This window comes from Arthrobacter sp. R4 (assembly GCF_051365025.1).
GTDB lineage: Bacteria > Actinomycetota > Actinomycetes > Actinomycetales > Micrococcaceae > Arthrobacter.
This window is the reverse complement of record NZ_JBLWIJ010000013.1, coordinates 283,478-305,063: the sequence shown is the minus strand read 5'-3', so window position 1 is coordinate 305,063 and position 21,586 is coordinate 283,478. Positions and strand designations below refer to the sequence as shown.

Sequence of the window (21,586 nt, the reverse complement as noted above, 5' to 3'; positions counted from 1 at the left end):
TCAACTAATGTTGAGCCATGACTGAAGCGGCACACGGATAATGGCGAAACGCGGCAAGTCAGGCGGCCGGAACAGCCAGCGTTCGGCAGCGGGAGTCATCGAGGTGCCCAAGGGTACCCGGCCGGAGGGCCCCGTCGAGGGCGTCTACTACATCGATACCGGGGACTGCGAGCTCATCGCGGACCAGGACAACTCCAACGGCTGGCTGCTGAAAATCAACGGCGTCATGAGTTCCCACATCGACCTCGCCGATCCGCTCTTCCTCGATTTTGAGTACATGCGCTGGATGGCGGCGCTGATTGAATCGCGCTGGCCACCGGCGTCCGGGCAGGGCGGACCGAAGGACAGCGGGCCGCACCGGCTGCGTGGACTGCACCTGGGCGGCGGGGCCTGTTCCCTGGCCCGCTACTTCCACGCGGCCTACCCGGATGCGCGCCAGGTGGTGGTGGAGCTCGACGGCAAATTGGCGGAGTACGTCCGCGGCTGGTTCGACCTCCCCAAGGCCCCGCTGCTCCGGATCAGGGTCGGCGAGGCCCGCGAGGTGACCGAGACGCTGACGCCGGACACCCGCGACTTCATCATCCGTGACGTCTTTGCGGGTGCGCTGACGCCCCGGCCGCTTACCACCGCCGAGTTCAACGAGCACGTCAGGCGGGTCCTTGCCCCGGGCGGTCTCTATGTGGTCAACTCCGGTGACGCCCCGGACCTCAAGAACGCGCGGGAGGACGCCGCCACCATCGCGGCCGCCTTCGAACACACGCTCATCATCGCCGATCCCGCCATGCTCAAGGGCCGCCGCTACGGAAACATGGTGATGGCCGGCAGCGACACTCCCCTGGACGGCGACCCCAAGCTGGCCCGCCGGCTCTTGGGCGGAGCTGTCCCGGCGCACATCTGGAACGACGCCCAGGTGCGCGCCTTCGCCGCCGGGTCACCGGTGCGCCACGACCCGGTCACCCCATCGATTGCTCCGTAAGCGCCCTTTTGAGCGCCCAAAACGGCGTTTACGGAGCACTCGATGGGGTTTTGCCCCGGCCCAACAGTTTTTCCCGGTGCGCTGCCGTCTGGTCCTGCAGTGCCTGCACAACAGCGGCCACGGCAGGGCGGCGCATCGAGTCAGGCCGCAGCACCATCCAGTAGGGAAGAAGTTCGGCGAAATCCTCGGGGAGCAGCCGGATTAGGTCCTCGTGCAGGTCACCCATAAAGCAGGGCAGGAACCCGATGCCCGCCCCGGCCCGCGTTGCCTCTACATGGACAAAAACGTTGGTGGACGTCAGCCCGTCCCGCATCGCCGGAACCAGCCGGCGCGGTGCATCGAGGTCATCGACCTGCAGCATCGAATCCACGAAATAGACCAGCGGGTGTTCCGTCAGTTCCGCCACGCTGGCAGGTGTCCCGTTCTCCTCGAGGTAGGCGCGCGAGGCGTACATCCCCAGCATGTAGTCACCCAGCCGGACGGCTTCGGCGCGGTGGACCTGCGGTTCGCCCACCACCACTTCGATGTCCAGGCCCGAACGCTGCTGCAGCGCCCGCCGGGTCATGGTCACCACTTCAACGGTCAGCCCCGGGTGGTCGCGGCGCAGCCGGGCAACGGCCGGGGCCGCGATGTAGGCACTGAAGCCGTCAGTCGCCGTCATGCGTACGACGCCGGCAATGGGGTCCGGTGCCTTCCCTGACGGTCCCAGCGCACTCACCGCGGCCTCCACCTGTTCGGCGACGCGGACGGCCTCAGTCCCGAGCTCCGTCAGTTCCCAGCCGCCGGCCGCACGGGCCAGCACCCGGCCGCCCAGCGCCTTCTCGAGCGCTGCTATCCTGCGCGAAACAGTGGTGTGGTTCAGGCCCAGGGCCTGTGCCGCCGTCGTAAATTTAGCGGACCGGGAGACTGCGAGCAGGACCAGCAAGTCATCGGGATTGGTGTTCATATCTGCAATTGTGCACATGGTTGGTGCCGGATTGGTCATTGTAGGTGCATGTTTGTGCAGTAATACTCAGTGGAGCCATTAGTGCTGGAGATCACAGCACGTGTCAGAGTGGACACTAAGGAGAAACCCCATGAGCGTAGAACAGCGCTCGGCAGATAATGCCGCCGGATCCGCCCCCAAGGGGTCCGGACTGAAAAAGATTGTTGCCGCCTCAATGGTGGGCACGGTGGTGGAGTGGTACGAGTTCTTCCTCTACGCCACCGCCGCAACCCTGGTGTTCGGGAAGTACTTCTTCCCGGCCACGGGAAACGAGTTGGACGGCATCATCCAGGCCTTCCTCACCTACGCGGTGGGCTTTGTGGCCCGCCCCCTCGGTGGCATCGTTTTCGGCCAGATCGGCGACAAGCTGGGCCGCAAGCCCACGCTGCAGCTGACCATCATCATCGTCGGTGTTGCCACCTTCCTGATGGGCTGCCTCCCGGGCTTCGCCGACATCGGCTACCTGGCCCCGGCGCTGCTGGTTGCCCTCCGCTTTATCCAGGGCTTCGCCCTCGGTGGCGAATGGGGCGGCGCGGTGCTCCTGGTTGCCGAACACAGCCCCAACGCCTCCCGCGGTTTCTGGTCCAGCTGGCCCCAGGCCGCAGTTCCGGTGGGCAACCTGCTGGCCACGCTGGTGCTGTTCATCATGTCCACGGCCCTCAGCCCTGAGGCGTTCCTGGGCTGGGGCTGGCGCGTGGCGTTCTGGCTCTCCGCAGTGATCGTCTTCGTCGGCTACTACATCCGCACGCACGTCACCGAAGCCCCCATCTTCCTGGAGGCCAAGGCGCTGGTGGAAAAGGAGCAGGCCGTCAGCTACGGCGTCTTCGAGGTGGTCCGCAAGTACCCCAAAGGCATCCTGCAGGCCATGGGACTGCGCTTCGCGGAGAACATCATGTACTACCTGGTGGTCAGCTTCGCGATCGTCTACCTCAAGAGCGTGCACAAATACGACACCTCCTCGCTCCTGCTGGCACTCCTGATCGCCCACGTCATCCACTTCCTGGTCATCCCGCAGGTGGGCCGGCTCGTGGACAGGCTGGGACGCAAGCCCGTCTACCTCATCGGCGCAATCTCCGGCGCGGCGTGGCCGTTCTTCGCCTTCCCCATGTTCGACACCCGCAATGCCGTGGTGATCGTTCTGGCCGTGACCATCGGGTTGTGCCTGCACGCGTTTATGTACGCTGGCCAGCCCGCCATCATGGCAGAGCTCTTCCCCACCCGGATGCGCTACTCGGGCGTCTCCCTGGGCTCGCAGGTCACCTCCATCTTCGCCGGTTCGCTGGCCCCGCTCCTGGCCACCCAGTGGCTCAAGGACACCGGCTCCTGGGTGCCCACCGCCATCTACCTCGTGGTGGCGTGCGCCATCACCACGGTGGCCGTGCTGAGCCTGAAGGAAACCAAGGGCATCGCGCTGGAGGAAGTGGACAAGGCCGACGCCGCCCGCGAAGGACTCCTGCCAGCCGGCTCACGCTGAGCTGCTTGAGCCGTTGGACCGTTTGTCGGGTAAGCACACGATGGGAACAGTAATGGAACGCGATTTGAACGGGCGCAAGGCGCTGGTCACCGGCGGTGCCAGCGGAATCGGTGCCGCGTGCGTCCGGGAGCTTGCTGCCCGCGGGGCGAAGGTGGTGGTTGCCGATGTCGACTCCGCCGGCGCCGCCGCGCTCGCCGACGAAGTGGGCGGCACCTCGTGGGCTGTTGACCTGCTGGACGTGGACACGCTCGCCACCCTGAGCCTGGACTGCGACATCCTGGTGAACAACGCCGGGATCCAGCGGATCAGCCCCATCGAGGAGTTTGATCCCGCGGAGTTCCGCAAGATCATCTCCCTCATGCTGGAAGCGCCCTTCCTGCTGATCCGGGCCGCCCTGCCGCACATGTATGCCAACGGGTTCGGCCGAATCATCAACGTGTCCTCCGTCCACGGAATCCGTGCTTCCCCGTTCAAGAGCGCGTACGTTTCCGCCAAGCACGGCCTGGAAGGGCTGAGCAAGGTGACGGCGCTTGAGGGCGGGGAGCACGGAGTCACGTCCAACTGCATCAACCCGGGCTACGTCCGGACTGCGTTGGTCGAGAAGCAGATCGCGGACCAGGCGCAGGTGCACGGTATTCCGGAGTCCGAGGTCCTGGCCAGGGTGATGCTCACAGAGTCCGCCGTCAAACGGCTCGTGGAGCCGGAGGAGGTAGCGTCCCTGGTGGCCTGGCTGGCCTCGGACCATGCGGGTATGGTTACCGGCGCCAGCTACACGATGGACGGCGGCTGGTCCGCGCGCTAAGGGTTTCGGAGTTCGCGAGATGACAGATAACCCCCATCGGAGTCCAGATCATGGGGATTATCTGTCATGTCGGCGCAGGGTCGGATCGACATCCGCCACCCGGGGCGCTAGTCCAGGCGCCTCAGGTGGCGGTGGTCGTAGAAGAACACCCCGGCAGCGGTGCCGAGTTCCACGGACGAGCCGCGGAGGGACATCACAATCCCCTCATGCCTGCCGTTGAACGGATCGTCTCCCACCACGGCGTCCCCCACGCGATAGGGGCACCGCGGAACGAGTGTCACCCGGACACGATCCCAGGCGCTGGCGCTGAGGGAGGAAAATCTTACGGGCCTGCCCATGCTGGCAAGGTCCTGGACATGTGCTTTCACCATTGCGAACCACTCCTTGAGTGCGGCGCGCGGCCGCCCACCGGTGCGGGTGCCGGAACGCCCCAGCAGAGGACGGCCCTCTTGTCCCGGCTGGCACCCTACGCATACGTTAGGCGCTATTCACACCAGTCACACCAGTAACATGTACTCGTTTTGGTGCAGGACCGGTACTTAGGGATTTTCCAGTCAGCGTTGGCCTTTGAGGATCTCGTCCGCGTTGTCGTAGGCCCAGGTGACGAGGGGGACCAGCAGGGCAGTCAGTTCGTAGCCCCGGTCCGTCAGGCTGTAATCAACATGCGGCGGAATCACCGGCCTCGCTTTCCGCAGCACCAGGCCGTCACGTTCGAGCGTCTTGAGGGTCTGCGCCAGCATCTTCTCGCTGATGCCCTCGGCCCGGCGCCTGAGCTCGCTCCAGCGCTGCTCACCTTCTGAGAGCGCGGCCAGGATGAGTACACCCCATTTGCTGGTGATATGGTCCAGGACCGTCCGGCTGGGGCAACCGGCCTGGAACACGCCGTCGGCGAAGTCCGCCCGTAGTTCAGCAAACTGCGGGGCAGGCACACTGATCGCTTCCATAGCCATATCCTACCAAAAAGTCAGTACCTTACCTGAAAGTGCGTACTCTCTTTCAGGAAGTAATCCGGTCCGTGGCTGGTTGTGGAGGGTGACCCCCTAAAAATCGGTGAAAGGAAATACCCCGTGAGCATCGTCATCACAGGAGCAACAGGACAGCTTGGCCGCCACGTTATCGAGGCTTTGCTGCAGCGCAACGTTCCGGCGGCGGAGATCGTTGCCACCGGCCGCTCCATCGAAAAGTTGGCTGACTTCCAGGACCATGGCGTGCAGGTCAAGCCGATGGACTATTCAGATCCCTCGTCCGTGGCCCAGGCACTGAAAGGCGCCAGCAAAGTCCTCCTGATTTCCGGCAGCGAGGTAGGCAAGCGCGTGGATCAGCACCGTACGGTGATTGAGGCGTCCAAGGCCGAGGGTGTCGGGCTGGTCGCCTACACCAGCATCGCTAATGCTGACACCACGGGCATGAAACTGGCTGCCGAGCATCAGGCAACAGAAGCGATCCTCAAGGACTCCGGGGTCCCCTTCGCCATCCTCCGCAACAGCTGGTACCTCGAAAACTACACCGACCAGTTGCCGGGCACGCTTGCCCAGGGCGCACTTGCCGGGAGCGCCGGCGAAGGCAAGGTCAGCGCTGCGTCGCGCGCTGACTACGCCGAGGCCGCAGCCGCAGTCCTGGTTGCCGACGACCAGGCCGGAAAGGTCTATGAGCTTGGCGGGGACCACGCCTTCACGCTCTCCGAGTTGGCGCAGGAAATCAGTGCAGCGGCCAACAAGCCCGTGGCGTATCAGGATCTTCCGGTGGAGGACTATGCCGGACTGCTGGTCGGGTTCGGGATACCGGAGCAGTTTGCCGACGTCCTGGCGGACTCGGACCTGGGCATCGCCCGCGGTGACCTCCTGGTCAGCGGCTCCGACCTCCGCACGCTTATCGGCCGGCCCACGACGCCCATGCCCGTTGCGGTGCGCTCTGCGGTCGATGCCGCCTGAGTAGGACAGCCTGCCAAGACGCTCTCTCACTTCCTGCAGGTTTTTGGGCAACCCTCTCCCACATGACGTGGGAGAGGGTTGGCGGCGGTTAGGTCTTACTGCCCGTCAGCGCCAGCGTTCCACCAAGGCCGATCATCATGACCCCGCCTGCGGCGCTGAGCGTGGAGATTCGTTTCGGCGAACGGCCGAACCATTGCCGGGCGGTGCCGGCGGCCAGGGCCCAAATGCTGTCGCAGACGAGCGCTATCACCAGGAAAACCGCGCCCAAAGACGCAAGCTGCAGCGGAATGTTTCCGGCCGCGTAGTCAACGAACTGCGGCAGCACCGCTACGAAAAACACGATCGACTTTGGGTTGGTGGCACCCACCAGGAATCCCTCGCGCAGCATGCGCCAGGTGGACGACGGCGGCACGGGGCCAGCCGCCGTCGCGCGTCCGCCGCGGTGCCGGATCGCCTGAATGCCGAGATATGCCAGATAGGCCGCACCGGCGAATTTGATGATCGTGAACAGCACCACCGACTGTGCCAGAACCAGCCCCACTCCCATGGCCACAGCGATGATCTGTGGCACCATGCCCAGGGCGTTGCCCAGCACACTCAAGAGCCCGCCTTTGCGCCCGAGGGCGAGGGACCGGCCGATGACAAACAGCACGCTGGGTCCCGGGATGGCGATGAGGACCAGCGAAGCCAGGGCAAACGCCAGGAGATTAGTGAATGGAACCATGCCTGATGATAGCCCTGGCCCCGGCCGAGGGGCGATGCCTAGCGGTGGGCGGAAACCGCGGTGGTGACCAGCGGCAGCGGTGAGGTTTCGTCCACGAGGTCGGCCCGGCGTCGTCCGTTCCCCTTAACCCACAGCCGGTAGGCGAGAACCAGCAGACCCAGCCACGCGGCTCCCACGTACAGCGCGACGCGGGTGTCCTCGAAGGCGCCCAGGACGGCGATGACCAGAGCCATGAATGCGATGGTCAGGACAGAGGCCGCGGGCCACCACGGGGACGGGAATTCCGACGCCGGCAGGCCCTTCCGGGCGATCTCCCGTTTCATGGCCACGTGGGAGGCGAGGATCATGACCCACACCCAGACGGTGGCGAACGTGGCGATCGATGCGATCAGGATAAAGACGTCTTCGGGAATCACGGCGTTCAGCACGACGCCCACCAGGAGGATGCCGGCCATCATCACCACGGTCATCCACGGGACACCATGGCGGGAGACCTTGCCGAATACGGCCGGCGCGTGGCCTTGGTTGGAGAGACCGAACAGGATGCGGCCTGCGCCGAAAATGTCGCTGTTGATGGCGGACAGGGCTGCCGTGATGACCACGGCGTTCAGGATATGGGGCGCCGCGGGGATGCCGAGGCCGCTGAAGATCTGGACAAACGGGCTGCCGTTGCTGCCGATCTCGTTCCAGGGGAAGAGGCTCATCAGGACACCGAGGGTCAGGACATAGAAGAGCAGTACGCGGACCGGTACGGTGTTCACCGCTTTGGGGATGACCCTCTTGGGATCGGCGGCCTCCCCGGCGGTGATGCCGAGCGTTTCGATCCCACCGAAGGCGAACATCACGACGGCGAACGAGGCCAACAGCCCCTCGAAGCCCTGGGGGAACAACCCCCGGTTCTCCACGAGGTTGCCCAGTCCGGGCGCCACGGTTGAACCGCCCGCCTGGAAGCCGAAGGCGATGATGGCGGCGCCGCCGGCGATCATGGCGATGATGGCGACCACCTTAATCAATGAGAACCAGAATTCCAGCTCACCGAAGACCTTGACGCTGAGCAGGTTCAGCGCGGCCAGGAAGCAGATGATCGCCAGGATCCAGATCCAGCGGTCCACCTGGGGAAACCAGAAGCCCATGTAGATGCTGAAGGCCGTCACGTCTGCGATGGCCACAATCGCCATCTCAAAGACGTAGGTCCAGCCGGTGACGAATCCCGCCAACGGGCCGAGGTAGCGGCTGGCATATTGGCCAAAGGAGCCCGAGACAGGGTGCCGGACTGCCATTTCGCCCAGGGCCCGCATCACCATAAATACCGCGGCACCGCCGATGACGTACGCGAGCAGGACCGCCGGGCCCGCCTTCTGGATCGCCGAGGCCGAGCCATAGAACAGGCCGGTGCCAATTGCAGAACCGAGCGCCATAAAACGGATATGGCGGACGTTCAATCCCCGGTTCAGAACACTTGCGACGGCGGCGCCCGGCACCCGCTTCCCGGGTGGGCTTGGCTCTTGCGCGCCTGCGTCGCGCCTGGCTGTTTGTTTCGGGACGGCTGATTGCTGCATAACAAGTACCTTCTCGTCATTGGGAGGGGATCGCTAACCAGCAGACCATCCTGGCACCCGGAGTGATGAGCCTCACGGGAGCTTGGTGTCTTTCATCTCAGACTGAGCCGGACGGGTGTTGGATTCGTCAACCACTGAGTCTAGAACCCTTGACATGGTGTCTGGTTTTCTTTACATTCGGCATGTCAGGTTTGTTTTACATTCTTTGGGAACGGCGGAAACGGAATGTCCTTCGAAGAGAAGAGCGCGTGGATCATGGGGGTGGTGGCCGTGGGTTCCTACGGCGCTTACCTGGCCATCGTCCTTGGCCTGGCCGGGACTATGCCACTTGTTGATGTCCCGTATGTCGCGCCGCTGCTGTGGACCGTCGGCGCATCCATTGCAGTGTCCATCGCCCTGCACGCCCTGATGGGCATCTTTTCGCCCAGGGACGCCGGGAAGAAGGACCAGCGCGACCGCGAAATCTACCGCTTCGGCGAGTACATCGGCCAGTCGTTTGTGGTCATCGGGGGAGTGGCGGCACTGCTGATGGCAATGACGGAGACGGACCACTTCTGGATCGCGAACGTCATCTACCTGACGTTTGTCCTGTCGGCGATCCTGGGTTCCATTGCAAAGATTGTTGCCTACCGCAGGGGGTTCCAGCCGTGGTGAAACCAACGCGGGTAACCAACTCAATCCGTCGGCTGAGGTTCGAACGGGGCGAGATGACCCAGGCGGAGCTCGCCGAGCGCGTGGGCGTCACCCGCCAGACAGTCATCGCCATCGAGCAAGGCCGTTATTCGCCGTCGTTGGAGATGGCCTTCCAGATTGCCCACGTGCTCAGCGTGCCGCTCGAGGACGTTTTCCAGTACCCGCACCGTGAAGGAGACGCATCGTGAAAGCTATTGTGCAGGACGTTTATGGAAGTGCGGACGTGCTTCAGCTCAGGGACATCCCGACGCCGGCGCCTGCCGAAGGAGAGGTGCTCATCCGGGTCCGCGCCGCCGGCGTCGACCAGGGGGTCTGGCACCTCATGACCGGGATGCCGTACCTGGTCCGGCTTTTCGGCTTCGGGTTGAAGAAGCCCAAGGTGCCGGTCCGCGGGCGGGAAGTTGCCGGCGTCGTGGAGGCAGTGGGGGCGGGTGTGACCCGGTTCCAGCCGGGCGATGAAGTGTTCGGCACCTGTGAGGGGTCTTTCGCGGAATTTGTCTGCGCCAAAGAGAAACTTGTGGCGCGCAAACCCGCGAACCTGACCTTTGAAGAGACAGCGGCTGCGCCCATATCTGCCGTGACAGCCCTGCAGGCCGTCCGCGACGCCGGTCGGGTCGCTCCTGGACAGAAGGTGCTGGTCATCGGGGCAGGCGGGGGAGTGGGGTCCTTCGCCGTCCAGGTGGCCAGGGCGTTCGGCGCTGAGGTCACCGGCGTCTGCAGCACCGGCAAGATGGATCTGGTCCGGTCGCTTGGAGCTAGCCACGTCATTGACTACACGCGCGACGACTTCTCCCGTGCCGGCGTGCTGTACGACGTCATTGTCGATACCGCCGGTAACCGGCCCCGCTCTGTTTCGCGGAAGGCGCTCGCGCCAAAGGGAACGCTGGTGATTGTAGGAGGTGAAGGCGGCGGGAAGCTGACCGGCGGATTTGAACGATCCCTCGGTGCGCCGTTCGCCTCGCTGTTCTCCGGGCAGAAGTTCAAGGGACTGGTCTCAACGGAAAAATATCAGGACCTTGAGGCCCTGACTTCCATGATCGAGGCTGGCAGCGTGAAGCCCGCCATCGAGAAGGCCTATCCCCTTGCGGAAGCTCCGGCGGCTGTCGCCTCCCTGCACGAGGGGCGGGTGCGCGGCAAGGTGGTGGTCCGTATTTGAAACGACTGCCGGCTGCACGCCTCTACCCGGATCGCGGGGTCAGGCATCGCTCCGGGCTGCCCCTTCCTGGGTCCTCCCGGAGGCTTCCCGCGCGGCGGCCTCTATGGCGGCACGGTGGGTGGCCCAGTCCTCGGTGCTTCGCGGGGTGAGGTTGGGATCACCGGGACGCTGGCCGGCGGTCCTGTCGATGAGTTCGCGCAGGATGTCGGCGTGGCCCAGATGCTGGGACGTTTCTGCCAGCATGTGGACAAGGATCTGGTGCAGTGTGACGTCGCGCCGCTCCTCCGGCCACCACGGAACAACGCCGGGGGAGTCCAGCGGCAGCGCCTCGATGGTCGCGTCGGTGTGCGCCGCGGCGAACAGATGCAGACCGACAATGTCTTCACGGCTTTCGTCGGCTGTGGCCCAGAGGTCTGCGTCGGGGCTCGCGTCGTCGTCGAACCACGGGAGATGCCGCCCGCTGGGACGGCCGAAGACCTCACCAAAATAGCCAAGCTCCATACTCGCCACGTGCTTGACCAGGCCCAACAGGTTGGTGCCGGTGGGTGTGAGCGGCCGGCGGATGTCGTAGCCACCCAAGCCGTCCAGCTTGCCCAGGAGGTTCTCCCGCCTGACACGAAGATAGTGGTGGAGTGTCTCTTTTTCGTCCATAGCGGGCACTCTACCCAACCGGCGGAGCGTCAGCCGTCAGAGCAGAACCTGGGGCAGAGAGTCGTTCCCGCAGCCAGTGAATGACGGCTTCGCCCTGCTGCTGCTGAAAAGACCGGAGGCTAGGTAGGCCTGGCGGAGGCGGTTGCCGGGCGGCATCGGTGAAGTAGCCAGCAAGGCCGGCCAGGAAGCCGTCGACGTTGGCCGCGTTGGCAGTCGTGAAGACGCTGTGGGAATGCAGGAACGCGTCGGTATCGAAGGCAGGATCGAAGACGCGAACGTTAATGAGAACCGTGAGGGCATCCACCCACGGCGCACCGATGGCAGCCCACGGCCAGTCCACCAGGACGGCTCCGTTGGTGGCCGTGATGATGATGTTGTCAGCGCGGACGTCGGTGTGGGCCAGCGATGCACCGGCTACATCCTTCAGGCCCTGCTCGGCCAGACTCTCCAGCGTGTCCAGGTTCTGGAGGATCCAAGGATCGCAGTCCTCTGGCGGATTGCGCCGGATGCGGGTCCACCCTCCAAACGGATCCGCCAGTTCGGTTTGAAGAGGAGGCAACCGGGTGAGTTCCGGCGGGAGCGGTGTCCCGGCTATCGCTAGCAGGGCATCAAGGACAAGGTGAACCTCGACGGCGTTCCACGGCGTGTGGGGATGCCTGCCTTCCACATCGCTGAGCACCAGCGCGACCCATTCGCCGTCGTCATAGGTGCCGATCAGGGTCGGCGCTGGAAGCCCGGCGGGAAGTGCGGCTGCAACGGCCGCCTCCTTCCGATGGATTCCGGGCGAGTGCTCGTTCAGTTGCGGACTGACGGCTTTAACGAAGGCGCGCCGGCCGGCGGCGGTGAGGACCCGGTCCGCAGTGCCGGGAGAAAAGCCTCCCTGCTGGCCCGTCGCCTCAACCACGGGGGAATCGAGAACCCGTTCGATGCCGGCGCGCACGTGGCCGGGAAGCTCGGCCCAGCCGATCCTGGGACTCCACTCAGGCTGCACGGGAATGGCCACCTTTGCCCGGCGTCCGCACAAAAGGCGTGGAGGTGGTGATTGCCTGGAATCCCAGGCGTCGAAGGACCGGCTCGCTGGCAACGGAGGCATCCACCTGCAGGAAGGCGGTAAGGATGTCGGCGGTTGAGACCATACGCTTCAGCCTAGGGTCTTTGTCCGCACACAGGGCACTTCCCGCGGCATCTGTCTGGCATCCCGGACAGATGCCTTGCCTTCATTGCCTTCCAGGGACCAGCCAAGGGCGCAAGCTTAAGTACGGGATCCCGGACATGCCTGAAGGATCCCGCAAGGAATACGGAGGATACGGTGGCGGTAAGCATGGAAGCAAGGGCGCAGGGTGGGCGTGAACCAAAGGTGACTTCCAAGGTCCCCGCGGCCGAGAACACGCTGCGCATCCTCAAACTGCTGGCTTCAAAACGTGGCCCCATGGCGGCGTCGAGCATTGCCACATCCCTCGGATTGCCGCGTTCGAGCGTCTACCACCTTCTGGGGGTGATGGAGGCCAACGGCTTTGTCCTCCACCTCCACGAGGAACAGCGCTACGGATTGGGCATCAGTGCTTTCGAGCTGAGTTCGGCCTACTCTCGGCAGGAACCGCTCTCCCGCTTGGGCCGGCCGCTGCTGGCGTCGCTGGTGGACGTGATCGGCGAAAGTGCCCACCTGGCCGTCCTTCATGGGCGCGACGTGCTGTACATCGTGGAAGAGCGGGCCAAAAACCGCCCGTCGCTGGTGACCGACGTCGGCGTCCGGCTCCCCAGCCACCTCACCGCCAGCGGACGCGCTATCCTCGCGGCATTGCCGAAGTCGCAGGTCCGCGCGCTGTACCCGAACGCTGCGGCTTTCACCGCCCGGCATGAGGTGGAGGGCGCCATCATGAAGTACTCGGCGCTTTCCTCCCACCTGGACCAGGTTCGGCAGCGCGGGTATGCCACCGAACACGGGGAGGTGACGCCCGGTTTCGGCTCGATTGCTGCCGCCGTCACGGATCACGTGGGATGGCCGACGGCGGCAGTAGCCGTTACGTTCCTCGAAGACAAACTGCCGGCGGACCAATGGCCGGCCCTCGCGGCCCGGGTCCAGAAAGTAGCCGACGAGCTTTCGGTCCGAATCCACGGCCGCCCCGCCAAATAGAACCCGTCCCGAGCCCTGCTTGCTCTGTCACTTATGGTCCCCATTCCCCTGGAATGGGGACCATAAATGACAGAGCAACGAGGGGTGAGGGGATGCGTCTGGAATCCCGGACAGCACCCCTTCGAAAGCCCTGTCAGGGCTCGCCGGGAGGGGCTTTAGTAGATATAGAACCTCTTCCAAGTACCGCGACCCCAACACTCGCCCAGAACACGAAGGAGCCCCTCATGGCATCCGCCGATTTCACTACCGGTGCCCGCCCGGTCAAAGCAGCCCGCGGCACCGAGCTGACCGCTAAGAGCTGGCAGACGGAAGCCCCGCTGCGGATGCTGATGAACAACCTGGACCCCGAGGTCGCCGAACGCCCTGATGACCTGGTGGTCTACGGCGGTACGGGCCGGGCTGTCCGGTCCTGGGCTGCGTTCGATGCGATCACCCGGACGCTGGAAACCATGGAGAAGGACGAGACCCTGCTGGTGCAGTCGGGCAAGCCGGTGGGGGTGTTCCGCACTAACGAGTGGGCGCCGCGGGTGCTGTTGGCGAACTCCAACCTCGTCGGTGACTGGGCGAACTGGCCCGAGTTCCGCCGGCTCGAGGCCGAAGGCCTGATGATGTACGGGCAGATGACGGCCGGATCCTGGATCTACATCGGCACCCAGGGAATCCTGCAGGGCACCTTTGAGACGTTCGCCGCGATCGCCCGGAAGCTGACCGGGGACGAGAACGGCACCCTCGCCGGCACGCTGACCCTCACCGGCGGCTGCGGCGGTATGGGCGGCGCCCAGCCACTGGCTGTCACGCTGAACGATGGTGCCTGCCTGATCGTCGACGTCGACGAGACCCGCCTGCGCCGCCGGGCGGGCAAGCGCTACCTCGATGAGGTGGAAACCGATCTCGACGCCGCCATCGCCAAGGTCCTGAAGGCCAAGGAAGAGCGGCGCGGCTGGTCGGTAGGCTATGTGGGCAACGCCGCCGAGGTCTTCCCGGAGATCCTGCGCCGCCACACCGCCGGTGAACTCACCGTTGATATCGTCACGGACCAGACCAGTGCCCATGATCCGCTGTCCTACCTTCCGGAGGGTATTTCGGTGGAGGAATGGCAGCGCGAAGCGGAGGCTGATCCGGAGGGCTTCACCAAGAAGGCCCAGGCCTCCATGGCCCGGCACGTCCAGGCGATGGTGGAGTTCCAGGACGCCGGCGCCGAGGTCTTCGATTACGGCAATTCCATCCGCGATGAGGCACGCAAGGGCGGCTACGCCCGGGCGTTCGAGTTCCCCGGCTTCGTTCCGGCCTACATCCGGCCGCTGTTCTGCGAGGGCCTGGGCCCGTTCCGCTGGGTGGCGCTGTCCGGGGATCCGGAAGATATCCGCGTCACCGATGAGGCCATCAAGGAACTGTTCCCGGAGAACAAGCACCTGCACCGCTGGATCGACGCCGCCGCCGAGCGCGTCGAGTTCGAAGGCCTGCCCGCCCGGATCTGCTGGCTCGGGTACGGAGAGCGTGCCAAGGCCGGCCTGCTCTTCAACCAGCTGGTCAAGGAAGGCAAAGTCAAGGCCCCCATCGTGATCGGCCGCGACCACCTGGACTCCGGCTCCGTCGCCTCCCCGTACCGGGAAACCGAGGCCATGGCCGACGGCTCCGACGCGATCGCGGACTGGCCCCTGCTCAACGCCCTGCTCAACACCGCCTCGGGCGCCACCTGGGTGTCCCTGCACCACGGCGGCGGTGTCGGCATCGGCCGCTCCATCCACGCCGGCCAGGTCTCAGTGGCCGACGGCACGGACCTTGCCGCCCAGAAACTCGAACGCCTCCTCACCAACGACCCCGGCATGGGCGTCATCCGCCACGCCGACGCCGGCTACGACCGCGCCCTCGACGTCGCCAAAGAACGCGGCGTGCGCATCCCCATGAACGAGACAAGCTAACCAGGCCCCGGAAACAAGCTAGCCAGGCCCAACCCACATCGGTTGCTCCGTAACCGCCCTTAAGTACTCTCAAAAGGGCCCTTGCGGAGCAATCGATCCCCAGAAGTAGGAATCATGACTGTCACAACGCAAGCACCGCTCACCGTCACCCTCGGCTCCAGCGGCGTCACTCCCGAGGACGTCGTCGCCGTCGCGCGCCACAACGCCCACGTGACCATCTCCGAGGACGCACTGGACACCGTGGCCAAGGTGCGCGCCCACATCGATGACCTCGCCCACAGCGAAACCCCCGCTTACGGCATCTCCACCGGCTTCGGCGCCCTGGCCAACCGGCACATCCCCAATGACCTGCGCACCCAGCTACAGAAGTCGCTCATCCGCAGCCATGCAGCCGGCATGGGCCCGGCCGTGGAGCGCGAAGTTGTCCGCGGCATCATGTTCCTGCGTGCCAAGACCCTCGCCTCCGGCCGCACGGGCGTTCGTCCCATAGTCCTGCAGACGATGGTGGACGTCCTTAACGCAGGCATCACGCCAGTGGTCCGGGAATTCGGCTCGCTCGGCTGCTCCGGCGACCTCGCCCCGCTTTCCCACTGCGCGCTGGTGCTGATGGGCGAAGGGCAGGCTGAAGGGCCCGACGGCGTGACGTACGGCGGGCGCGGGGAACAGACTGTCGCCGTGCTGCTTGCCGAGCACGGCATCGAGCCGGTTACCCTGGCCGAGAAGGAAGGCCTGGCGCTGGTCAACGGTACCGAGGGCATGCTGGGCATGCTCCTGATGGCCATCGCGGACCTCCGACAGCTGCTGACGACGGCGGATATCACCGCAGCACTCAGCGTCGAGGCTCTGCTGGGCACGGACCAGGTGTTCCTGCCTGAGCTGCACGCGGCCCTGCGCCCGCACCCGGGCCAGGCGGCGAGTGCGGACAACATGCTGCGGGTCCTGTCGAACTCCCCAATAGTGGCGTCCCACCGTGTAGGCGATTCGAAGGTCCAGGACGCCTATTCGCTGCGCTGCGCCCCACAGGTGGCCGGCGCCGCCCGGGATACTGTGGACTACGCCGCCCTGGTGGCGTCGCGCGAACTCGCGGCCGCCATCGATAACCCGGTGGTCCTGCCGGACGGGCGGGTCAGTTCAAACGGCAACTTCCACGGCGCGCCCGTGGCCTATGTGCTGGACTTCCTGGCCATCGCTGTGGCGGACCTGAGTTCCATCGCTGAGCGCCGCACGGACCGGATGCTTGACCCGGCCCGTTCGCACGGCCTTCCGGCCTTTCTTGCCTCAGATCCGGGCGTCGATTCCGGCCTGATGATCGCCCAGTACACCCAGGCGGGGCTGGTCTCCGACAACAAGCGGCTGGCAGTTCCGGCTTCGGTGGATTCCATTCCCAGCTCCGCCATGCAGGAGGACCACGTCTCGATGGGCTGGCACGCGGCCCGGAAGCTTCGCAAGGCGGTGGAGAACCTCCGCCGCGTTCTGGCGATCGAGCTCGTGACGTCGGCCCGGGCCCTCGATATCCGTACCCAGCTATCCGGCGGGGAACTGGTTCCCGGCCCTGCCGGCAGCGCGGTCCTCGGAGCCTTGAGGTCCGTCGTCGAAGGCCCTGGCACCGACAGGTTCCTTTCTCCGGAACTTGAGCTGGCGGACCTTCTGGTCGCCTCGGGTGATGTGATTTCAGCGGCCGAATCCGCCGTCGGAAATCTAGCCTGACGGGGAATATTGTTCAGTCTGGCTTAGCTTCCCGTGCGCGTAGCGAAATATGTGGCGACACGTACATTTGGGCCGCGGGAAGTGTAGTAGAACTGAAGATGTAGTGAAAGTCACATCAAAGAGGCTGTGGCAGCAGAACGCATACAAAGGGGTAGAAGTTCACATGAAAGCACGTGGGGCAGTCCTAACGAGGCGCAATGCCCATTCGGCCGCCATCTCGGACTGGAGGACACTCCGGCCTGGGGTTCGGGTGGAAATTCTCAAGCATGCGCATGTCATTGCGACCGGCGAAGTCGAGGAAGTGTCGGAGAGCGGAAACGTCCTGTGGCTGGTGCAAGCCGGTCCGTCCGAAAAGCAGCTCATCCTGAAGTCTGATGGAGTGCAGGTCCGCCGGAGCTAATCCCTATACGCGGAGCAAGTCCCCGCCGTTTGGCGGCCCCTGGACAGGGGCAGGCCAGGGGGCGGGGACTTTCTGTGTTTTGGGGCTTCTCTCTTTGAGGAACGCAGCAGTGCAGAGCTAGGCTGCGATGTTCTCGTAGGTCTCACCAAAGGGAACGGAGTCGTCGAGGGCTACGGTGTAGCGGCCGGGGTGCAGGCGGGTGACGAGTATGCCGCAGGCGGCATCCTTGGCCGCAGTCTCGATCAGCGTGGCTACAGCGTTGTCGAGTCCTTCGTGGACTTCGTCGGCCGTTGAGAACTCGAGGTCAATGGAGCGGAATTCCGCTGTTTCGACGACTGGGAACTCGGCGGGGCGGCGTTCGAGGGTGGCGGTAGTCATGTGCGTGTCTTTCTGTGGTTCGTGCCGGGGAGCGCGGTCTATTCTACCGGCGGCCCCCATAAATGTCAGATGACTGGTGTTTTCTACGCTGGATAGCGCTTTCCCCGAGGGCCAATTCTGCCATGGAGCCGCTGCAATGGCCAAAATTCCGTGCGGAACGACCCAGTGGGTAATGCAAAAATCCGAGGCTTGTCCGCAGGACCGCGCCACGAAGGCGGGAACTGCGGACAAGCCCCGGATCAGTCGGAGCTTCGGCCAAACCGGCCCTAACTGGCCTTGACCGCCAATACCGGGCAGTCCGCCTCCAGCAAAATGCGTTGGGACGTGCTGCCCATGATCAGCTTGCCCACCGGCGTGCGGCGGCGAAGGCCGATCACAATCAGATCAGCATTGTGCTCCTCCGCGGCATCGAGGACCTCCGCTGCCGCGTCATGCCCACGGACCGGCTGCTTGATCACGTGGTCTATTCCCTGGGTGGCCAGACGGTCCTCGATGCTCTGGATCTCCGGCTCCTGGGCGTATCGGTTGTCCACCAAGGCATCGCCCTTGGAAGAGTTGATCACCAGCAGCGTGGTGTTGTTCTTGCGGGCTTCGAGGATGGCTTGCGTCAGCGCCGCTTCGCCCTCGGGTGTCGGGACGTATCCCACAACGATCGTCATGGTGGCTCCTTGTGGTCGGTGGTCAGGGGTCTATGTCTTGGTGCTTAGCGGTCTGCGCTGATGATCCTGCGCCTGATGGTCCTGCGGCAGTGGCCGGCGAATCAGCCGTCTGCGTCTGCTGGTTCGTTTCCGCGGGTGGCGTTTGGGGACAGGAGGCTGGTGGCCGGACGGTTGCGGCGGTACAGCTTGTACAGCAAAGGCCAGAGCAGGATGATCGCGATGAGGATGTAGGTGCCCACGGCGATCGGTTCGCTCCAGAGACCGGCGGGGTCACCCGCGCTGAGCTGCAGGCTCTTGCGCAGCTGGCCCTCGATCCGCGGCCCAAGGATCACTCCGAGGATGAGCGGCAGCACGGGTAGCCCGAAGCGCCGCATCATGAATCCCAACGCACCCAGGGCCAGCAGGAGCACCAGGTCGAACGCCTGCAGGTTCACCGAATAGGCGCCCAGTGTGGCGAAGAACAGGATGCCGGCATAGAGGTAGGGCCGGGGGAGCTGCAGGAGCTTGGCCCACAATGGTGCCAGCGGCAGGTTGATGAGCAGCAGCAGGAAGTTGCCGATGAAGAGGCTCGCGATCAGTGCCCACACCAGCGGTCCCTCGTTGGAGAACAGCAGGGGTCCTGGCTGGATGCCGTAGGAGGTAAAGGCGGCCAGCATCACGGCAGCCGTGGCGTTGGTGGGAAGGCCCAGTGCCAGCAGCGGGGTCATCGTGCCTGCGGCCGCCGCGTTGTTGGCTGCTTCGGGTCCGGCCACGCCCTCGATGGCGCCCTTACCGAATTCCTCCGGGTGCTTGCTGAGGCGCTTCTCGGTGACATAGGACAGGAACGTGGGGATCTCGGCGCCGCCGGCCGGGAGTGCCCCGAACGGGAAGCCGTACGCCGTTCCGCGGAGCCAGGGCTTCCAGGACCGCTTCCAGTCCTGCTTGCCCATCCATGGACGTCCTACCGGAATGATCTGCAGCGGGTTGCGGCGCAGGTGAGCGGCTACCCACAAAGCCTCGCCCACCGCGAAGATGGCCACGGCCACTACCACGATGTCCAGGCCGTCAGCCAGCAGGGGCTGGCCGAAGGTGAGGCGGCGCTGGCCCGTCACGGAATCGATTCCCACCAGGCCGATCGCCAGCCCAAGGCCCAGCGAAGCAAAGCCCCTGAGGCGGGATGAGCCAAGGACGGCAGTCACCGCCAGGAGGGCCAGCAGCATGATGGCGAAATAACTGGGCGCTCCGAGGCTGACGGCAAAATCCACCACAATGGGGGCGCAGACGGCCAGCAATGCGGTGCCGATGGTGCCGGCCACGAAGGAGCCGATGGCCGCCGTCGCCAGGGCCTGGGCGGCCCTGCCTGCTTTTGCCATCTTGTTGCCTTCGATGGCCGTAACCACCGACGACGATTCACCCGGCGTATTGAGCAGGATAGAGGTGGTGGAGCCGCCATACATGCCGCCGTAGTAAATGCCGGCAAACATAATGAAGGCGCTGGTTGGTTCCAGGGCATAGGTGACCGGGAGCAACAGGGCCACGGTCATGGCCGGTCCCAGGCCCGGGAGGACGCCGACGGCGGTGCCCAGGAGCACACCGATCACGGCGTAGAGGAAATTCATCGGAGTCAGGGCGGTGGCGAAACCGTCCATCAGGGAGGAGAAGACATCCATCAGAGAATCCCTTTCAGGAGGCCGGCGGGCAGCGGAATACCGAGGCCCAGGTAGAAGCCGTAAAAGGTGATCACTGAAAGGACCACGGAAATGATGCCGTCTCGCACATAGTGCCGGCTTCCCAGGGCCCAGGCGCTGCCCCAGAACAGGACAGTTCCGGAGATGACCCAGCCTGCCCAGTCGATCAGCAGGATGTTGGCCACGAAGGCTCCCACCAGCGGAAGGACTGTCTTCCAGTCCGCGGGGTGGGTGAGGTCAACGTCCTCGCCGCCTTCAGCCTCGCCCTGCCCGCCGCGCAGCACGTTGATGGCCAACAGCACTGCGCACACGAGGAGGACGGCGGCCACGATCAAGGGCAAGGTCTTCGGCCCTACGGGGTCGGACTGGGAGTACGGAGTTGCCAGGGCAAGGGCGTCGACGAGGACGATGACGCCCACCGCCCCGAGCAGGAGGGCTACCCCCAGCTCGGAGCGGCCTTTGAGCCTGGCGGCCAAAGTTGGTGAGGAACTCACGCCAGGCCTAGCTTCGTGAGGACGTCCGCCACCCGCTTATCCTGCTCTGCCAGGAAGGTTTCGAATTCTTCGCCCGTGATGAAGGCGTCAGTCCAGCTGTGCGTCTTCAGCGCTTCCTTCCAGGCGTCGGTGCCGTGCATCTTTTCCAGGGCGCCGATCAGCTTGGCCTTGTCATCATCGGTGATGCCCGGAGGAGCCACGATCCCGCGCCAGTTGGTGAACACCAGGTCGATGCCGGATTCCTTCAGCGTGGGGGCATCCACGCCTTCGAGCCGCTTCTCACCGCTGGTGGCCAGGACGCGGACCTCGCCGGACTGGATCTGCTGCAGGTACTCACCGGCACCGGATGCTGCGAAGCCCACCTTGTTGCCGAGGATGGCAGGAAGGAGGTCGCCGCCGCCGTCGTAGGAGACGAAGTTGACCTTGGTGGCGTCGATGCCCACCGCTCCCGCGAGCTGCATGGGCAGCAGGTGGTCAGGGCCGCCGGGCGAAGAGCCGCCGCCGACGCTGATGGACCCGGGATCAGCCTTCCAGGCGGTGACCAGGTCATTGATCGTTTTGTACGGCGAATTCTTGTTGACCATGATGGCCCCGGGCTCTTCGATGAGCTTGGCCAGCGGCGTAGTGGCCGTCAGTTTGGACTCGGACTTGTTGGTGTAGCTTGCGCCCACCACGCCAAGGCCCATGAGCATGGTGAGGTCGCCGTTGCCCTTTTCGTTGACGATGCGGGCCAGGCCTACGGTACCGCCGGCGCCGGCGAGGTTGAAGACTTCGGTGTTCGTGGCGACCTTTTCGTCGTCGAGCACCTTTGCTGCGACGCGGGCGGTGGTGTCATAGCCGCCACCGGGCGTGTTGGGGACCATGATCTTCAGATCTGTCACCGGGCCGGCTGCGGCGCCGGGGCTGGAAGTGCTGGTGGAGCTGCCGCCGGTGGCACCGCAGCCGGTGGCCATCAGGGCGATGCCGGCGGCGACGGCGGCGATTCGCAATGCGCGGATCTGGCGCATGGTGTTCCTCTTCTCATGAAAACTGATCAGCAGGGGCTGACTTGTAATTCCGATGCTAGGCCCGGGCGTGACGGGGGTCACTCTTGTGTACGCAGAGAACGTTAAGTTCATTGCGTTCACGTTTCGGACTTCCCTCCGCTGTCCCCCCCTTGTCCCTCCGTTGTCCCTCCGGGGGGGCCACCAGAACTCTGCAGCGGGCATTGTTCAGGTAGCCTGACCTGCAGAAGACCCACCATCAGAGGAAAGAACCACAGTGACTCGACGAAG

The 21,586-nt window shown here is 64.8% G+C and carries 24 protein-coding genes; 11 read left to right on the top strand and 13 right to left on the bottom strand.

Features of this window, described 5'->3' with window-relative positions; genetic code table 11:
- Positions 1-40: 40 nt before the first annotated feature.
- Complete coding sequence (locus tag ACLKOZ_RS09945) at positions 41-976, top strand: spermidine synthase (protein ID WP_436474735.1); 936 nt, start codon at positions 41-43, stop codon at positions 974-976.
- A 28-nt stretch (positions 977-1,004) separates the two neighbouring features.
- Here ACLKOZ_RS09945 and ACLKOZ_RS09940 read toward each other — a convergent pair whose 3' ends face one another.
- Complete coding sequence (locus ACLKOZ_RS09940; protein ID WP_436474733.1) at positions 1,005-1,922, bottom strand: LysR family transcriptional regulator; 918 nt, start codon at positions 1,920-1,922, stop codon at positions 1,005-1,007.
- A gap of 130 nt (positions 1,923-2,052) precedes the next feature.
- Here ACLKOZ_RS09940 and ACLKOZ_RS09935 point away from each other — a divergent pair, with 130 nt between their 5' ends.
- Positions 2,053-3,435: an MFS transporter gene (locus ACLKOZ_RS09935; protein ID WP_337349080.1), complete on the top strand. Its 1,383-nt coding sequence runs from the start codon at positions 2,053-2,055 to the stop codon at positions 3,433-3,435.
- Between the two features lie 52 nt (positions 3,436-3,487).
- Entirely contained in the window at positions 3,488-4,237 is a 750-nt protein-coding gene (locus tag ACLKOZ_RS09930) for a 3-hydroxybutyrate dehydrogenase (protein ID WP_337349079.1), read from the top strand.
- A gap of 107 nt (positions 4,238-4,344) precedes the next feature.
- Here the strand turns inward: ACLKOZ_RS09930 and ACLKOZ_RS09925 are convergent, their stop codons facing one another.
- Both ACLKOZ_RS09925 and ACLKOZ_RS09920 read right to left on the bottom strand, forming a co-directional pair.
- Positions 4,345-4,608, bottom strand: coding sequence for a hypothetical protein (locus tag ACLKOZ_RS09925; RefSeq protein WP_436474731.1), 264 nt, complete (start codon positions 4,606-4,608; stop codon positions 4,345-4,347).
- Positions 4,609-4,791: 183 nt separating this feature from the next.
- Positions 4,792-5,181, bottom strand: coding sequence for a winged helix-turn-helix transcriptional regulator (locus tag ACLKOZ_RS09920; protein WP_337349077.1), 390 nt, complete (start codon positions 5,179-5,181; stop codon positions 4,792-4,794).
- A gap of 123 nt (positions 5,182-5,304) precedes the next feature.
- Between ACLKOZ_RS09920 and ACLKOZ_RS09915 the strand changes: the two genes are divergently transcribed.
- Positions 5,305-6,168, top strand: coding sequence for an SDR family oxidoreductase (locus ACLKOZ_RS09915; protein ID WP_436474729.1), 864 nt, complete (start codon positions 5,305-5,307; stop codon positions 6,166-6,168).
- A gap of 88 nt (positions 6,169-6,256) precedes the next feature.
- On the opposite strand, the gene ACLKOZ_RS09910 is transcribed toward ACLKOZ_RS09915, so the two are convergent.
- Both ACLKOZ_RS09910 and ACLKOZ_RS09905 read right to left on the bottom strand, forming a co-directional pair.
- On the bottom strand, positions 6,257-6,892 hold the full coding sequence (locus ACLKOZ_RS09910) for a LysE family translocator (RefSeq protein WP_436474727.1): 636 nt from the start codon (positions 6,890-6,892) through the stop codon (positions 6,257-6,259).
- Between the two features lie 38 nt (positions 6,893-6,930).
- Entirely contained in the window at positions 6,931-8,451 is a 1,521-nt protein-coding gene (locus tag ACLKOZ_RS09905; protein ID WP_436474725.1) for an amino acid permease, read from the bottom strand.
- Positions 8,452-8,676: 225 nt separating this feature from the next.
- Between ACLKOZ_RS09905 and ACLKOZ_RS09900 the strand changes: the two genes are divergently transcribed.
- From ACLKOZ_RS09900 to ACLKOZ_RS09890, 3 genes are read left to right on the top strand one after another with little or no spacing between them, the layout of a single operon-like run.
- Positions 8,677-9,105: a hypothetical protein gene (locus tag ACLKOZ_RS09900; RefSeq protein ID WP_337349073.1), complete on the top strand. Its 429-nt coding sequence runs from the start codon at positions 8,677-8,679 to the stop codon at positions 9,103-9,105.
- Positions 9,099-9,332: a helix-turn-helix transcriptional regulator gene (locus tag ACLKOZ_RS09895; protein ID WP_337349072.1), complete on the top strand. Its 234-nt coding sequence runs from the start codon at positions 9,099-9,101 to the stop codon at positions 9,330-9,332. The genes ACLKOZ_RS09900 and ACLKOZ_RS09895 overlap by 7 nt, the downstream gene beginning before the upstream one ends.
- Positions 9,329-10,300: an NAD(P)-dependent alcohol dehydrogenase gene (locus ACLKOZ_RS09890; RefSeq protein ID WP_436474723.1), complete on the top strand. Its 972-nt coding sequence runs from the start codon at positions 9,329-9,331 to the stop codon at positions 10,298-10,300. Before ACLKOZ_RS09895 ends, ACLKOZ_RS09890 begins: the two co-directional genes overlap by 4 nt.
- Before the next feature lie 39 nt (positions 10,301-10,339).
- Here the strand turns inward: ACLKOZ_RS09890 and ACLKOZ_RS09885 are convergent, their stop codons facing one another.
- Genes ACLKOZ_RS09885 through ACLKOZ_RS09875 form a run of 3 tightly spaced genes read right to left on the bottom strand, consistent with a single transcriptional unit; the run spans position 10,340 to position 12,087 of the window.
- The gene (locus ACLKOZ_RS09885) at positions 10,340-10,951 is read right to left on the bottom strand and encodes a DinB family protein (protein WP_436474721.1); all 612 of its coding nucleotides are present in this window, start codon (positions 10,949-10,951) and stop codon (positions 10,340-10,342) included.
- Between the two features lie 10 nt (positions 10,952-10,961).
- Complete coding sequence (locus tag ACLKOZ_RS09880; RefSeq protein WP_436474719.1) at positions 10,962-11,942, bottom strand: phosphotransferase family protein; 981 nt, start codon at positions 11,940-11,942, stop codon at positions 10,962-10,964.
- Positions 11,932-12,087, bottom strand: coding sequence for a hypothetical protein (locus tag ACLKOZ_RS09875; protein WP_436474717.1), 156 nt, complete (start codon positions 12,085-12,087; stop codon positions 11,932-11,934). The genes ACLKOZ_RS09880 and ACLKOZ_RS09875 overlap by 11 nt, the downstream gene beginning before the upstream one ends.
- Before the next feature lie 185 nt (positions 12,088-12,272).
- Here ACLKOZ_RS09875 and ACLKOZ_RS09870 point away from each other — a divergent pair, with 185 nt between their 5' ends.
- The 4 genes from ACLKOZ_RS09870 to ACLKOZ_RS09855 all read left to right on the top strand — a co-directional run bounded on the left by ACLKOZ_RS09870 (position 12,273) and on the right by ACLKOZ_RS09855 (position 17,114).
- Positions 12,273-13,085: an IclR family transcriptional regulator gene (locus tag ACLKOZ_RS09870; RefSeq protein WP_436474715.1), complete on the top strand. Its 813-nt coding sequence runs from the start codon at positions 12,273-12,275 to the stop codon at positions 13,083-13,085.
- 224 nt (positions 13,086-13,309) lie between these two features.
- Positions 13,310-15,007: a urocanate hydratase gene (hutU, locus tag ACLKOZ_RS09865; RefSeq protein ID WP_436474713.1), complete on the top strand. Its 1,698-nt coding sequence runs from the start codon at positions 13,310-13,312 to the stop codon at positions 15,005-15,007.
- 114 nt (positions 15,008-15,121) lie between these two features.
- A complete protein-coding gene (gene hutH / locus ACLKOZ_RS09860; protein ID WP_436474711.1) occupies positions 15,122-16,714 on the top strand; it encodes a histidine ammonia-lyase in 1,593 nt (530 codons plus the stop codon).
- Positions 16,715-16,877: 163 nt separating this feature from the next.
- A complete protein-coding gene (locus ACLKOZ_RS09855) occupies positions 16,878-17,114 on the top strand; it encodes a hypothetical protein (protein WP_436474709.1) in 237 nt (78 codons plus the stop codon).
- A 117-nt stretch (positions 17,115-17,231) separates the two neighbouring features.
- Here ACLKOZ_RS09855 and ACLKOZ_RS09850 read toward each other — a convergent pair whose 3' ends face one another.
- The 5 genes from ACLKOZ_RS09850 to ACLKOZ_RS09830 form a co-directional block, all read right to left on the bottom strand.
- A complete protein-coding gene (locus ACLKOZ_RS09850) occupies positions 17,232-17,492 on the bottom strand; it encodes a hypothetical protein (RefSeq protein ID WP_436474707.1) in 261 nt (86 codons plus the stop codon).
- Between the two features lie 266 nt (positions 17,493-17,758).
- Positions 17,759-18,151 carry a universal stress protein gene (locus tag ACLKOZ_RS09845; RefSeq protein ID WP_337347115.1) on the bottom strand — a complete coding sequence of 131 codons (393 nt, stop codon included), beginning with the start codon at positions 18,149-18,151 and terminating at the stop codon, positions 17,759-17,761.
- A 101-nt stretch (positions 18,152-18,252) separates the two neighbouring features.
- Positions 18,253-19,800: a tripartite tricarboxylate transporter permease gene (locus ACLKOZ_RS09840; protein WP_337347114.1), complete on the bottom strand. Its 1,548-nt coding sequence runs from the start codon at positions 19,798-19,800 to the stop codon at positions 18,253-18,255.
- Entirely contained in the window at positions 19,800-20,312 is a 513-nt protein-coding gene (locus ACLKOZ_RS09835) for a tripartite tricarboxylate transporter TctB family protein (RefSeq protein ID WP_337347113.1), read from the bottom strand. Before ACLKOZ_RS09835 ends, ACLKOZ_RS09840 begins: the two co-directional genes overlap by 1 nt.
- Positions 20,309-21,319 (bottom strand): Bug family tripartite tricarboxylate transporter substrate binding protein, encoded by a 1,011-nt coding sequence (locus ACLKOZ_RS09830; protein ID WP_376044705.1) that lies wholly within the window; start codon positions 21,317-21,319, stop codon positions 20,309-20,311. The genes ACLKOZ_RS09835 and ACLKOZ_RS09830 overlap by 4 nt, the downstream gene beginning before the upstream one ends.
- Between the last annotated feature and the right edge of the window lie 267 nt (positions 21,320-21,586).

Excerpts from the sequence above, each read along its gene's own strand:
- ACLKOZ_RS09945 (WP_436474735.1), top strand. The coding sequence starts at position 41 with ATGGCGAAACGCGGCAAGTCAGGCGGCCGGAACAGCCAGCGTTCGGCA.
- ACLKOZ_RS09940 (WP_436474733.1), bottom strand. The coding sequence starts at position 1,922 with ATGAACACCAATCCCGATGACTTGCTGGTCCTGCTCGCAGTCTCCCGG.
- ACLKOZ_RS09935 (WP_337349080.1), top strand. The coding sequence starts at position 2,053 with ATGAGCGTAGAACAGCGCTCGGCAGATAATGCCGCCGGATCCGCCCCC.
- ACLKOZ_RS09930 (WP_337349079.1), top strand. The coding sequence starts at position 3,488 with ATGGAACGCGATTTGAACGGGCGCAAGGCGCTGGTCACCGGCGGTGCC.
- ACLKOZ_RS09925 (WP_436474731.1), bottom strand. The coding sequence starts at position 4,608 with ATGGTGAAAGCACATGTCCAGGACCTTGCCAGCATGGGCAGGCCCGTA.
- ACLKOZ_RS09920 (WP_337349077.1), bottom strand. The coding sequence starts at position 5,181 with ATGGAAGCGATCAGTGTGCCTGCCCCGCAGTTTGCTGAACTACGGGCG.
- ACLKOZ_RS09910 (WP_436474727.1), bottom strand. The coding sequence starts at position 6,892 with ATGGTTCCATTCACTAATCTCCTGGCGTTTGCCCTGGCTTCGCTGGTC.
- ACLKOZ_RS09905 (WP_436474725.1), bottom strand. The coding sequence starts at position 8,451 with ATGCAGCAATCAGCCGTCCCGAAACAAACAGCCAGGCGCGACGCAGGC.
- ACLKOZ_RS09900 (WP_337349073.1), top strand. The coding sequence starts at position 8,677 with ATGTCCTTCGAAGAGAAGAGCGCGTGGATCATGGGGGTGGTGGCCGTG.
- ACLKOZ_RS09885 (WP_436474721.1), bottom strand. The coding sequence starts at position 10,951 with ATGGACGAAAAAGAGACACTCCACCACTATCTTCGTGTCAGGCGGGAG.
- ACLKOZ_RS09875 (WP_436474717.1), bottom strand. The coding sequence starts at position 12,087 with ATGGTCTCAACCGCCGACATCCTTACCGCCTTCCTGCAGGTGGATGCC.
- ACLKOZ_RS09870 (WP_436474715.1), top strand. The coding sequence starts at position 12,273 with ATGGAAGCAAGGGCGCAGGGTGGGCGTGAACCAAAGGTGACTTCCAAG.
- hutU (WP_436474713.1), top strand. The coding sequence starts at position 13,310 with ATGGCATCCGCCGATTTCACTACCGGTGCCCGCCCGGTCAAAGCAGCC.
- hutH (WP_436474711.1), top strand. The coding sequence starts at position 15,122 with ATGACTGTCACAACGCAAGCACCGCTCACCGTCACCCTCGGCTCCAGC.
- ACLKOZ_RS09855 (WP_436474709.1), top strand. The coding sequence starts at position 16,878 with ATGAAAGCACGTGGGGCAGTCCTAACGAGGCGCAATGCCCATTCGGCC.
- ACLKOZ_RS09850 (WP_436474707.1), bottom strand. The coding sequence starts at position 17,492 with ATGACTACCGCCACCCTCGAACGCCGCCCCGCCGAGTTCCCAGTCGTC.
- ACLKOZ_RS09845 (WP_337347115.1), bottom strand. The coding sequence starts at position 18,151 with ATGACGATCGTTGTGGGATACGTCCCGACACCCGAGGGCGAAGCGGCG.
- ACLKOZ_RS09840 (WP_337347114.1), bottom strand. The coding sequence starts at position 19,800 with ATGGATGTCTTCTCCTCCCTGATGGACGGTTTCGCCACCGCCCTGACT.
- ACLKOZ_RS09830 (WP_376044705.1), bottom strand. The coding sequence starts at position 21,319 with ATGCGCCAGATCCGCGCATTGCGAATCGCCGCCGTCGCCGCCGGCATC.